This window comes from Clostridium sp. (assembly GCF_036646415.1).
GTDB lineage: Bacteria > Bacillota > Clostridia > Clostridiales > Clostridiaceae > Clostridium_J.
The window spans coordinates 1-13,547 of the sequence record NZ_JAVXMF010000010.1 but is presented as its reverse complement, the minus strand read 5'-3'; the positions used below and the strand labels follow the sequence as shown (position 1 = coordinate 13,547).

The following is a 13,547-nucleotide window of genomic DNA, read 5'->3' as shown; positions in this document are numbered from 1 at the left end:
ATGTTGAATATTCCAATAGAAGGTGTTTAATATGGGAAGAGACTTGAAGGGAATTGAAAAATCAATTAGAAAAACCTTGCAGAAGGAAATTAACTGCAGTGAGTGGCGTAATTCAATAATACTAGAGGGACAAGTTGAACGTTGGAGTGAAGTAATAACTGCTGGGAAATTGGCAAGAAACAAAGGTTATAAAGGTGTTGTAAATAGGATAACGGTTAAGGGTTTGGAGATACCTGATGCTAGTAAACCTATACTAGTAGATGATGCCTTAGAGGGTAAAAGAATAGATGTGTTAATAATAGGAGGGGGAATTATAGGGTCATCTATAGCAAGGGAGCTATCAAAGTGGAATGTTTCTATACTTCTAGTAGAAAAAGAAGAAGATTTATGTATGCATACCTCATCAAGAAATGATGGTATGGTTCATCCAGGGATTGAACCTAAACCAGGAAGTAAAAGATCTATATTTAATGTTCGTGGTAATGAAATGTATTCAAAGATTTCAAAGGAGCTTAATGTGGAATTTACTAGGTGTGGTTCTACTGTGCTGTTGAGTAATAAATGGATGAGGCTAGGTAAGCCCTTTATTATGGCAAGAGCTAATAAGGTAGGAGTTAAGGGGGTGACTTTATTATCTCAGGAAGATGTAAGAAAGTTAGAACCCAATGTAAGTGATGTGGGATTTGGAGCAGTACACTTTGACACTACAGGAATTATATCTCCCTATAAGATTACTTTTGCCTATGGTGAAAATGCAGTAGAAAATGGTGCTGAATTTAATTTTAATACTATAGTAACAGAAATAGAAAGAGAAAAAGACAAAATTGTATGTGTGAAAACTAATCGTGGGAAAATATATCCTAAGATGGTTATAAATGCAGCAGGTGTTTTTTCAGATTGTATAGCAAATATGGCAGGGGATCAATTTTTTTCAATTCATCCAAGGAAGGGACAAATTATAATCTTGGACAAGAAGAAATGTTCCTTGTTAAATGGAGTTGTAGCAAAGCCAATCTTAAATTCTGCCAGTAAAAACACTAAGGGTGGAGGAATAGTTAAAACTATAGATGGGAACTTGTTAGTAGGTCCAGATGCCTATGAACAACCCTTTAGGGAAGATTATTCTACAGATAAAGATAAAATAGATCATATTTTAAATAGGCATTTACCTTTAGTTTCTAAATTATCCTACGGAGATGTTATTACTTATTTTTCAGGAATTAGGGCAGCTACATATGAAGAGGATTTTATTATAGAACAATCAGAATATGTTAAGAATCTAATTCATGTAGCAGGTATCCAGTCCCCAGGAATTGCAGCTGCTCCTGCCATTGCAGAAGAAGTTGAAAGTATAGCTTGTAGAGTACTTTCAAATGTAATGGAAGTAAAAAGAAATCCACATTGGAATCCTAATAGAATAGGTATACCAAATCTAAGTAACATGAGCTTAGAGGAGAGAAGTAAACTTATAAAAATAAGGCCAGATTACGGTACTATTATTTGCAGATGTGAAGAGATAAGCAAAGGTGAAATTATAGATGCCATAAACTCGCCAATACCTGCAAGGACAATAGATGGAATAAAGAGAAGAATTAGACCAGGTATGGGAAGATGTCAAGGTGGATTCTGTATGCCTTTAATCATGAAGATAATCTCTGAAGAAGCTGAAATAAAACTTAGTGATGTGACGAAGAAAGGTAAAGACTCTAATATTATAGTTGGTGAGTCCCAGGAAATATATATGAATAATGATAAGGATGGAAAGGGAGGTGAGGAATGTGAAGGAGTTTCAAGGTAACTATGATGTGGTGATATTAGGTGGTGGACCAGCAGGACTTGCAGCTGGGTTAGGAGCTTATGAAAAGGGAGCTAATACTCTTATAGTAGAGAGAGAGGAAAGGCTTGGAGGAATACTTAAACAATGTATTCATGATGGCTTTGGATTGATTAATTTCAAAGAGAAGCTCAGCGGTCCAGAGTATGCCTATAAATATATAAAAGAAGTAGAAGAAAAAAACATACCTGTATATACAAAAACCTTTGTGGTTAAAGTAGAGAAAATAGATGCCATAGATAATGGTGAAAATACAGAGAGCAGCACAATGACAAGTAGCAAAAATAATAGAGATAGCACAAAAAAAATATTTAAAATAACCTTGGTAAATGAAGAAAATGGAGTATTTCATGTTTTAGCTAAATCGTTAGTACTAGCTAATGGGTGTAGAGAAAGAACCTCAAGACAGGTATTTATTAATGGAGAAAGACCTGTGGGAGTATATACTGCTGGAACAGCTCAATACATTGTTAATATTTTAGGCTATTTACCTTGTAAAAACTGTGTAATCTTAGGTAGTGGAGATATTGGACTTATTATGGCTAGAAGACTTACCTTAGAGGGCTCAAAGGTAGTTGGAGTATATGAAGCAAAGCCTACACCTTCTGGACTTAGTAGAAATATATCTCAATGTTTAGATGACTTTTCCATCCCCCTTCATCTATCCCATACTGTAACCAAGATTATTGGACAGTATAGGGTTGAAGCTGTGGAGATTTCAAAGGTTGATGAAAAAATGATACCAATAAAGGGCACAGAGGAAATTGTAGAATGTGATGGTCTTATTTTATCAGTAGGTCTTATTCCAGAAAATGAGATTGCAGAAACTTTAGGAGTTGAAATAGATAAAAATACTAAGGGGCCAGTGGTAGATCAAAACTTTATGACTAGCATATCAGGGGTGTTTTCCTGTGGTAATGCCCTTCATGTTAATGACCTAGTAGATTATGTATCTGAAAGTGGAAAATATGCAGGTGAAAACGCTGCGACCTATGTTAAATCAGAGGAAGAAGTAGGGTTCATTACCATAAATGCTTCAAGTAAAGATTTTTTATATGTGGTTCCACAGAAAATAAATTATCTATCAAGGAATGAAAAAATAACCTTATATTTTAGAAGTAAAGAGGTTAGGAAAAATGTGAAAGTAAAGCTAAGTTATAAAAATACAATATTATTTAGAAAAACCTATTCAAACTTAAAACCACCAGAAATGGAGCGAATAGAATTTAATATAGAAGATTTAGATTTTAATAAAGACACTGAAGAGGTTCTTAAGTTAATAATAGATAATTAATACATGGGGAAGGAATTAATAGTAATAGGACACATACCTTTAAAACCAAAAGTGGAGAATAACTAAGACAATATAATTGGTATAAAGCAACAAGAGATGGAGTGTAATATATTATATATGAATTAGGTTGAAAAGGGGGAGAGTTATGAGAACTCTTACTTGTATAGTATGTCCTAATGGTTGTGAATTGACTGTAGATAATAAGGGAGAAGAGTTGGTAATTGAAGGAAATTTGTGCGAAAAGGGAAAAGATTTTGCCATTAATGAAATGAAGAATCCCATGAGGAGTGTATGTTCCACGGTTAAAACTATTTATAAGGATATTCCTAGATTATCTGTGAGAACCGATGGAGATATACCTGCAAAGGAAGTTATCAATGCCATGAAGGCTTTATCTCAAATAGTAATTAAGCACCCAGTGACATGTGGAGAAATTATAGTAGAAAATTTCTTGAATATGAAGATAAATCTTATTGCAACAAATGATCTAAAGCATCTGCTGCAGGAGGGAAAATAGCTATGGATGAAGGATATGTATTATCTATAGATTGTGGAACCCAAAGTATAAGGGCTTTAATTTTTGATAAAGAAGGAAATTTAATAGGAAAAGAAAAGGAAGAATTTGAACCATACTTTTCAACATCTCCAGGATGGGCAGAGCAAGACCCTGAGATTTGGTGGAATGGTTTGTGTAAAGTTTGCAAAACATTGAAGAGCAGAAATCTTGATAACTGGGAAAAAATCAAAGGGGTTACAGTTACCACCCAAAGGGATACAGGAATTAACATAGATAAGAATGGAAAGGTTCTAAGGCCTGCTATAATTTGGCTAGATCAAAGAATGGCAAAGTGTGAGAAGCTTATAAGTAAGAAGTACAGGCTTATGTTTACAGCAGTGGGAATGAATAAGGCAATAGAAATTTCAAGGAGAAAAGTTAAGTCTAATTGGATAAAGGAAAATGAGCCTGACATATGGGAGAATACTTATAAATATTTATTACTATCAGGATTTTTAAATTATAGACTTACAGGTAAATTAGTAGATTCAATTGCTTCACAAATAGCACATATTCCTTTTGATTATAAAAATAAATGTTGGCCTAAAAACAATAATGATTACAGATGGGAAGTCTTTGGCGTTGAAAGAGAGAAACTTCCAGAGCTAATTGAGCCGGGAAAGATAATTGGAGGCGTTACCAAAAGTGCATCAGAATACACTGGAATTATGGAAGATCTACCTGTGATAGCCTCAGGTTCAGATAAGGGCTGCGAGACCATAGGTACTGGTTGTATAAATTTAGAATCTGCCAATTTAAGCTTTGGAACCACAGCCACAGTTCAGACGACATCTAACTTTTATTTTGAGCCTATTAAGTTTATGCCAGCATATCCAGCTTGTATAGAAGGATGTTACAATCCAGAACTAGAGATATTTAGAGGATATTGGATGATTAGTTGGTTTAAAAGGGAATTCGGAATGAGGGAATCCATAAAAGCTGAAGAAATGGGAGTTAGTCCTGAAGTCTTATTAAATGAAATTTTAGATGAAGTTCCACCAGGGTCTCAAGGATTAATGCTTCAGCCTTATTGGGGACCAGGACTAAAGATGCCTAAGGCCAAGGGTGCTATTATTGGTTTTGGAGATGTGCATACAAGGGCACACATTTATAGAGCAATAATAGAAGGAATTAATTATGCACTTATAGATGGAGTAAAAAAGATTGAAAAATGTTCAAAGGTAAAAGTGAAAAAGATTATGGTTTCTGGAGGAGGGTCACAAAGTGATGTGATTTGCCAAATAACTTCAGATATGTTCAATAGGCCAGTTTATAAGAGCATCACCTATGAAACCTCGGGATTAGGGGCAGCTATAATAGGATTTATAGGTTTGGGAGTATATAAAACCTATGAAGAAGCTATAGAAAAAATGGTTCATTATAGCCAGGTGTTTTATCCAAGGAAAGACAATGCAAAAATCTATGATGATTTATTTAATAAGGTATACAAAAAAATATATTCAAGGCTAGGAAGGCTATATTCACAAATACAAGGCATAACTAATTATCCAGATATATAGAATACCTATGTTTAAAATGATGTTGAGTATGACTTCATATTATCGCTGTTCAACGGTTTCAAATAAAAAGCATAGATTATAAAAAATAGGGTTTAGGGGGAGAAAGATGAGTAAAAATAATAATGAATTCACACCAAAATGGTGTGAGGAAGCACCACCGCAAGGGTCTTATAGGTCTATTCTAAAGTGGGGAGATCCAAAGGAGTTTAAGCACCCTAATAAAAGATTATATACTCTTATGAAGGAAACTTTTAATATGACTGATGAAGATTTTAAGAATCCTCAAAAGCAAGGTCTGGATAAAGTTTCTTATAATAAACCTATAACTTTAACTAAGGAGCAAGTTGATGTATTTAAAGCTATAGTTGGAGAAGAAAATGTAAAAACTGATGAGTATTCAAGACTTCAAATTGCCTATGGAAAAACTATGATGGATTTAATGAGACTTAGAGAGGGCATCGTAGAGAATATTCCTGATTTAGTAATACATCCTAGACATAAGGAGGATATACAAGAAATAGTTAAGTATTGTAATGAAGAAAAGATACCAGTTTATATTTATGGCGGAGGTTCTTCAGTAACTAGGGGAACAGAATGTATGAAAAGAGGAGTTTCCTTAGATATGAGAGTTCACATGAATAAGGTAATTAAGTTCAATGAAATAAATCAAACTATTACCGTTGAAGCGGGAATGTCTGGTCCAAAGCTAGAAGATACCTTAAACAATGCACCAAAACTTTTCAATGCCAAAAGAGCATATACCTGTGGACATTTTCCACAATCCTTTGAATACTCAGTTGTAGGTGGATGGGTTGTAACTAGAGGAGCAGGTCAAAATTCAACTTACTTTGGAAAGATAGAGGATATGGTTATTTGCCAGGAATATGTAACGCCTATAGGCACTATTAAAACTGAAGAGTATGCAGCTGCTGCAACAGGTCCATCCATTGATGAAATAATGATGGGTAGTGAAGGTGCCTATGGAGTTTTAGTGTCAGCTACCTTGAAAATTTTTAGACATATGCCAGAGAATCAAAGAAAATTTAGTTATATATTTAAAACTTGGGAAGATGGTATGAATGCCGCTAGAGAAATCATGCAGGGGCAATTTGGTTTTCCATCCGTATTTAGACTATCTGACCCAGAAGAGACAGATGTAGCACTTAAACTTTACGGTGTTGAAGGAACTGTAATAGATAAAATCATGACCTTAAGGGGATATAAACCAGGTGAAAGATGCTTATTTTTAGGCTTTACTGATGGGGAAAGTGATTTTACTAAAGTAGTTAAGAAAAAAGTTCATAAAATATGCAAGAAATATGGAGCTATGTATTCTACGGGATATGTAACTACTAAATGGGAGCATGGACGTTTTAGAGATCCATATATGAGAGAAGATTTGCAGGATTATGGACTTATGATAGATACATTAGAATGCTCCGTAACTTGGGATACCATGAAGGAAGTTCATGAAGGGGTAAGAAAGTTTTGTAAAAGTAGGCCTAACACCATATGTATGACCCACATGTCCCATGTGTACCCTCAGGGAGCTAACCTTTATTTCATATTCATAGCTAAGATGAATGAAATTGATGAGTATTTAGATTATCAATATGGGATATTAGACAACATTCAAAAATATGGGGCAGCTATGAGTCATCACCATGGTATAGGGAAGATGACAGCACCATGGCTAGAAGACCAGATTGGAAAGAATCAGATGGATGTATTTAAAACTCTTAAAAGACACTTTGACCCTAATAATATTATGAATCCAGGTGGAACTCTAGCTCTTGATTCAACAGAGGAAGAAAGAAGAGTTAGAAAATATTAAAATCTAGCCAAAACAAAAGGAACTATCTCAAAATTAAATATGTTCTAAACTAGTGTCGAAAGTGGACTTATATTACTGATTAACCATTAATATAGCCTAAGTAAATTCAAGAACCCTGCAAATAGCTTTGCTATGAATAATATTTAAGTCCACTTTCAACATTCCATATGTTACAATGTTGATAAAAGAAATTGATTTGAATCGTAGTTGTTATATAATGCGAGGTAAAGATATTTTAGCTATGATATAGATAAGGCATCTTCAAAAAATAAATAAGTCAATCTCTTAGGCTATTTTGAGTGATACGTCGTCAGCAGAACCCTTAGATAGTTCTACTATCTGCGGAACCTACTTCCTTGTCTAACTCAAAATATCCTTCACATCTTTGACTTATTATTTATTTTCAGATGCCTAAATATGAATTTGTGAGGGGGAACTTCGTATGAATACAGCAACATTTCTAGAAATATTAACAGTAGCAGAAAAACTAAAATGTAATACTAGACACGGATGGACATCGAGCGGACGCCATGAAAGTGTAGCAGAACATAGCTGGCGTATTGCATTAATGGCATTATTAATGCGTGATGAATTTCCAGAGATTGATATGGACAAGGTAATTCGTATGTGTTTGATTCATGATTTAGGGGAAGCTTTTACTGGTGATATTCCTACTTTTGAGAAGAGAGAAGAAGATAGTGAAAAAGAGGATGAGATATTTTTCCAATGGATTGCAACTTTCCCTACTCATTATCGTGAGGAATTCACAGAGCTTTTAAAGGAAATGAATGAACGTAAGACTGATGAAGCAAAGCTTTACAAAGCATTAGATAATTTAGAAGCAGTGATTCAGCATAACGAGGCGGATATTAGTACTTGGATTCCGCTAGAATATGACTTACAGTTTACTTATGGTGCGGATAAGGTGGAATTCTCTCCTTATTTAAAAGAGCTGAAGAAAGAAATAGACCAAAGAACCACAGAAAAAATAGCTCAAGAGAATGAAGCTTAGTTATTTAGAATAAATAACAGGGACTACCTCGCAAGTAAAGATGTTAATTTTGATTAGTAGCGCAAGTTATGGCAAACGTATTACAATTAAGTGTGAATATGGAAGGAATAATATGATTTTTTATAATAAAACTATTTGTATAATTTAATAGCGTTTTCTAATAGTATAAAGTATATTATTAGAAAAGCAATAGAAAGGGTGAACTTCATGAGTGTATTCTACTCCTACTTTTAATATTTTGAAAAATGAAGGAGAATAGAATGATTAAAAAATTTGATGTAAGTAAATTAGATGATGTAATGGAAATTTGGCTTGAAACTAACATGAGTGCTCACAGTTTTACACCGAAAGAATACTGGATTGGAAATTTTCATATAGTGAAACAAATGTTGCCATCTGCTGATATTTATGTATATGAAGAAAGTAATCTTATAAAAGGTTTTATAGGAGTGGTAGAACAGAATTATATAGCAGGACTTTTTGTGAAAAAAGAGTATCAAAAGAACGGGATAGGACAGAAATTGATAGATCATTGTAAATCTAGGTATCCATATCTCATATTAGATGTCTTTACAAAAAACAAAAATGCAGTAAACTTCTATCATAAAAACGATTTTATAGTTATAGATGAACGCATTCACGGGGATACAAAAGAGATGGAGTATACTATGTCTTTTGGTAAAAAAACAGTTTAATATATAATAAAATATAAAATGGAACCTATAGAGTAGATACTATAAAAAGTCTATTCATATAGGTTCTTTTTTGTACAATAAAATTAGAAAGGTCGTGAAAGCCATGAGTAAGAAATTGTTTTTCAACGAGGAAATTTTAGTGCTATCTAATAGTTGCCTAGGCTTTTTTAAAATGTCCTTTACATAGGGTCTACTTTAGATTAAGCCTTATTTTAATTTTTTATTTCCTTCAATTATTCTAGTGATAAATATAGCTATAGCACCAAAGGTAGAAATTAAGACTATAGGTAGAAATAAGTTACTTAATGAGCTTTGGGTTGCTGAACATATTGTTATATAAGTAAAATCACTCACTGCGATTAGTTTCATAAGCCCTATCATGGTTCTTATATTTTCATAGACAAAATTACGGTTTTTTTCGGTGACTTCCACTGGAGTATTCCATATAGAAGGGACAAATAATACACCTGTAAGGCCTAAATATAAAAGTGTTGAAATTATAGGAATTACAAGCAGTGAGCTTTTCCCACTCCAGTTGTCAGCAACACCCATGGCATTATAATGAGAGGGTAAAGTATCAGGAATAGAACTCCAGAAAATTATTAAGTATAGTATTGAGCCTAGTAAAACAATTAAGGTTAAAGCTTCAAGTAGCTTTTGGAATTTAGTGAAAGGAACTGTTTCTTTCATTAGACAACCTCCTATCAAATATATAATAAGCTTAATGTTAAAGTGATTTAGAATGTTTATGTTATTAGTATAGTAATTTAATATAGAAATAAGTACTTTTTATAAATTGCTTTTTATAGCGAGTTATTTTGTGGAATATATAAGTGTATTTTAACATATTTTACAATAAACTTGGAGAGGTTAGAATTACAGAAAAAAGTTATTTTATATGGTTGACATTCTAAAATCATAAACATATAATAATAAATAACAAGTGTTTTGAATAATTAATATAAAATTGAAAATACTAGTTGATAATATAAAAAATTAATTAAAGACTAAGATGAGAAGAGTAGATATGAGAAGTAATTAAAGCGAGTTGGTAACGGTGGAAGACCAATATGAAGCTCTTATTGAAGAACATCTCGGAGTTGCTAACTGAAATCTGTGGAGAGTAGGCTTAGACGGAATCCCGCCGTTAGAAGGGCAGAGTATCAAGAGCAATCTTTGTACTTGTTGAGTTGATCATTATGATAATTTGGGTGGTACCGCGGAATGTATCCTTTCGTCCCTGTTTTTTTAGGGAAGGAAAGGTTTTTTTATTGCCTAAAAATAGAATTTAATTACCTCAAGAGGCAATAATTAAATAAGTATTATATTCAAGTAAGTTAAGTTTCTCCACTTTATATAACCTTATGAAAAATATAAAGAAGAAACATCAATATTAAAAATAATAAATTTATAGAAGCGAACAGTTCAAGGTAGGGAAGGAACGAGGAGTGGAGTTTATTAAACATAAATTAACACCGCAGTGACTGAAGCTAACGAAGAAATGTGAAGCTTATATAAATTTATAAAAGGAGGATTTTATTATGGAAACAGTTTTAGTAAAAAGTCTTTACAGAGAGAGTGAAAAGTTTGCAAATCAAGATATTTGCATTTCAGGATGGATTAGAACTTTAAGAAGTTCTAAAGCTTTTGGGTTTATAGAAATTAATGATGGTAGTTTCTTTAAAAACGTTCAAGTAGTATTTGAGGATGGCCTTGATAACTTCAAAGAAATAGAGAAGTTAAGCATTAGTTCATCAATCATAGTAGAAGGAAAGCTTGTATTAACTCCAGAAAGTAAGCAACCTTTTGAAATTAAAGCTACAAAAATTACAGTAGAAGGTGAGTCAAGTAATGATTATCCACTTCAAAAGAAAAGACATACCTTTGAATATTTAAGAACAATAGCACATTTAAGACCAAGAAGTAACGCTTTCTCAGCAGTATTTAGAGTGCGTTCTCTAGTTGCATTTGCTATTCATAGCTTCTACAACGAAAGAGGATTTGTTTACACTCATACTCCAATCATCACAGGAAGTGACTGTGAAGGTGCAGGTGAAATGTTCAAAGTTACAACTATGGATTTAGAAAGCATTCCAATGACTGAGGATAAGAAAATAGATTACAAGAAAGACTTCTTTGGTAAGGAAACAAACCTTACAGTAAGTGGTCAGCTTGCAGCAGAAGCTTATGCTCTTGCATTTAGAAATGTATATACTTTTGGACCAACTTTTAGAGCGGAAAACTCAAACACTGGAAGACATGCAGCTGAATTCTGGATGGTAGAGCCAGAGATAGCCTTTGCAGACCTTAAGGATGACATGCAACTTGCAGAAGATATGATAAAATATATCATAAACTATGTACTTGAAAATGCTCCAGAAGAAATGGAGTTTTTCAACAGCTTTATAGATAAGGGATTACTTGAAAGATTAAACCATGTAGCATCTTCAGACTTTGGTCGTGTAACTTATACAGAAGCTGTAGATATACTTTTAAAAGCTGATAAAGAGTTCCAATATCCAGTATCATGGGGTTGTGACCTTCAAACAGAGCACGAAAGATATCTTACAGAAGAAGTATTTAAAAGACCAGTTTTCGTAACTGACTATCCAAAAGAAATTAAAGCTTTCTATATGAGAATGAACGATGATAACAAAACTGTAGCAGCTATGGACTTATTAGTTCCTGGAATCGGTGAAATCATCGGAGGAAGTCAAAGAGAAGAAAGACATGATATTCTTGTAGATAGAATAAAAGAATTAGGATTAAGCCCAGAAGATTACTGGTGGTACCTAGAACTAAGAAAATTCGGTGGTACTAAACACGCTGGATTTGGTCTAGGATTTGAAAGAATGATAATGTACGTAACTGGAATGAGCAACATCAGAGACGTAATACCATTCCCAAGAACTACTGGAACTGCGGAGTTCTAAGATATAAATATAATATTATCAAGGGTTCTTCGGAACCCACTTTTGTTTTGCATATAAAAGAGGGCTGTCTCATTTTGAGACGTAAGCGTAAAAGATTCGACGTGTTGACTTCTTTAAATTTAAGCTCTGTTTTAAACCAAGGTTGATAATAGATAGTATAAAAGTGGAAGATAGTTATCTTGTCCACTTTTGTTTTAAATTTCTTTATCAAGCATTATTTTTAATTCTTTGGCAATCTCTTGTGAAAAATTATGTTTTTTATCACTAAGTGTCCACCCAAATCCGTCTCCCTTATATCTTGGAAAAACATGCATATGGTAATGTCCAATATCATTAAATTCTCCACCATTTTGCATTACACTATAGCCATCAGGAGAATACTTTTCTTTAATTACCTTAACAATTCTTTTAGATAATACCATCATAGACGTTACTACCTCAGTTGGAATTTCATCAGTATCTAAATAGTGGCTTTTAGGAATTATAAGTACATGACCTTCATTTATTGGCTCTATAGTTAAGAAACACATAATTAAATCATTCTCATATACTAAGTTAGATGGTAAGTCACCTTTTACAATTTTACAAAATATACAATCCATAGTTACCTCCTTAATTATTCTTAAACTTTCGTATTATGATACAATTGTTCAAAACTTTATATTAGTATTATACATAATTTAGTGATTATAATTCCAGTATTTATACAAATAAAACCTAATTTAAACAAATATTGGTACTCTTGTTTTAAATTCCTTAACCATAGTATAACTATGGGCAATATTACTATGGACTATCAAGTTTTTGGTTCTTACTATGTCTTTTTCAGTGCTAAATGAGTTTATCCACTTATGCCATTTCATATAGTTGCTAAGATATTTTGGAGCCACACCGTTAAATTTTGCCATCCACTTCTTTAAATTAGAATGTAGGCTATTTATATGGTATATATCCTCTTTATGCCTACCTCTTTTAATTCTCTTATGGTCTAATGACATACCCGTAGCAAATTGTATATATGACTTATGAGAGTCTGTGCAAAGAATAGAGTCTTCTCCTATACGATTACCATATAGACGTTCTAATTCATTAGCGGTAACTCTGCCTGTACATAACAATTCAATTATTATATTGCCTTGTCTATCAAGAGCAGTACCAACACATACTTGCTCCTTGGAAATACCTCTCTTTTTAACTTGTTTTCCTCTTTTAAGAGAAGGTCTTGGCATATTTGCAGTTTTAGTTCCTTTGTATGAGTAAGCAAAGAAAACTTCATCTGCTTCTACTACACCTTCAACAGAACCTACACCAAGAAATTCACTTATACAATTAAGTATTTTGTGTCTCCAAAAGAATGAAGTTGCAATACTAATTTCTACTTCTTCGGCAGATTTTCTTATAGAATAGCCATTTAACATACATTTCGCGTATCTAAGCCATTTATCTAATGTTTTCTTACTTCTATAAGTGGCAGAATTGGTTAAATCGGAGAAACTATGATTGCAATTACGACAAAGGTATCTTTGTACACCATTCCTTTTACCATTTCTAACAACATTAGTACCTTCACAATAACAACAAACTCTCCCTTTAGAAAATCTCATTTCTTTAACTTCCTTAGTTACTTGTGCAACTTGAGAACCTAAAACAAGGTATTCTTCTAATTGAGTTAACAGTTCTTGTTGTTCTTGTTTTGACAAGGCTTTTGCTTGTGCTAATACTGACGTTACATTGTTCATGATAATACCTCCGAAAATTGATTATACCTATATTATAACCTATTTTCAGAAAAGTATTACATATCAACCACTATTTGTTTGAGTCAAGTAAAAGTTGGCAAGTCTTCTTTTTCAAAATATACCTATATAA

At 33.0% G+C, this 13,547-nt stretch carries 11 protein-coding genes and 1 other annotated feature; of the genes, 8 read left to right on the top strand and 3 right to left on the bottom strand.

The features are described from left to right. The first annotated feature begins 31 nt into the window (after positions 1–31). From RSD37_RS08585 to RSD37_RS08555, 7 genes are all read left to right on the top strand, one after another. Entirely contained in the window at positions 32–1,798 is a 1,767-nt protein-coding gene (locus RSD37_RS08585) for an FAD-dependent oxidoreductase (protein ID WP_346946310.1), read from the top strand. Beyond that, on the top strand, positions 1,779–3,128 hold the full coding sequence (locus tag RSD37_RS08580) for an FAD-dependent oxidoreductase (RefSeq protein ID WP_346946309.1): 1,350 nt from the start codon (positions 1,779–1,781) through the stop codon (positions 3,126–3,128). Before RSD37_RS08585 ends, RSD37_RS08580 begins: the two co-directional genes overlap by 20 nt. Positions 3,129–3,273: 145 nt before the next feature. Further along, a complete protein-coding gene (locus tag RSD37_RS08575; RefSeq protein ID WP_346946308.1) occupies positions 3,274–3,645 on the top strand; it encodes a DUF1667 domain-containing protein in 372 nt (123 codons plus the stop codon). Positions 3,646–3,647: 2 nt separating this feature from the next. Then, positions 3,648–5,204 (top strand): FGGY-family carbohydrate kinase, encoded by a 1,557-nt coding sequence (locus RSD37_RS08570; protein ID WP_346946307.1) that lies wholly within the window; start codon positions 3,648–3,650, stop codon positions 5,202–5,204. A gap of 106 nt (positions 5,205–5,310) precedes the next feature. After that, positions 5,311–7,038, top strand: coding sequence for an FAD-binding oxidoreductase (locus RSD37_RS08565; RefSeq protein WP_346946306.1), 1,728 nt, complete (start codon positions 5,311–5,313; stop codon positions 7,036–7,038). Positions 7,039–7,480: 442 nt separating this feature from the next. After that, a complete protein-coding gene (locus RSD37_RS08560; RefSeq protein ID WP_346946305.1) occupies positions 7,481–8,050 on the top strand; it encodes an HD domain-containing protein in 570 nt (189 codons plus the stop codon). A gap of 260 nt (positions 8,051–8,310) precedes the next feature. Then, positions 8,311–8,745: an N-acetyltransferase gene (locus tag RSD37_RS08555; RefSeq protein WP_346946304.1), complete on the top strand. Its 435-nt coding sequence runs from the start codon at positions 8,311–8,313 to the stop codon at positions 8,743–8,745. Between the two features lie 207 nt (positions 8,746–8,952). Here the strand turns inward: RSD37_RS08555 and RSD37_RS08550 are convergent, their stop codons facing one another. Next, the gene (locus RSD37_RS08550; RefSeq protein WP_346946303.1) at positions 8,953–9,435 is read right to left on the bottom strand and encodes a DUF1648 domain-containing protein; all 483 of its coding nucleotides are present in this window, start codon (positions 9,433–9,435) and stop codon (positions 8,953–8,955) included. 310 nt (positions 9,436–9,745) lie between these two features. Further along, positions 9,746–9,990 (top strand) — a binding site (T-box leader). A 293-nt stretch (positions 9,991–10,283) separates the two neighbouring features. On the opposite strand from RSD37_RS08550, the gene asnS reads away from it, so the two are divergent. Next, positions 10,284–11,678 carry an asparagine--tRNA ligase gene (gene asnS, locus RSD37_RS08545; protein ID WP_346946403.1) on the top strand — a complete coding sequence of 465 codons (1,395 nt, stop codon included), beginning with the start codon at positions 10,284–10,286 and terminating at the stop codon, positions 11,676–11,678. A 194-nt stretch (positions 11,679–11,872) separates the two neighbouring features. Here the strand turns inward: asnS and RSD37_RS08540 are convergent, their stop codons facing one another. Continuing rightward, a complete protein-coding gene (locus RSD37_RS08540) occupies positions 11,873–12,295 on the bottom strand; it encodes an HIT family protein (RefSeq protein ID WP_346946402.1) in 423 nt (140 codons plus the stop codon). A gap of 105 nt (positions 12,296–12,400) precedes the next feature. After that, entirely contained in the window at positions 12,401–13,417 is a 1,017-nt protein-coding gene (locus RSD37_RS08535) for an IS1595 family transposase (protein WP_346946302.1), read from the bottom strand. Positions 13,418–13,547: the final 130 nt, after the last annotated feature.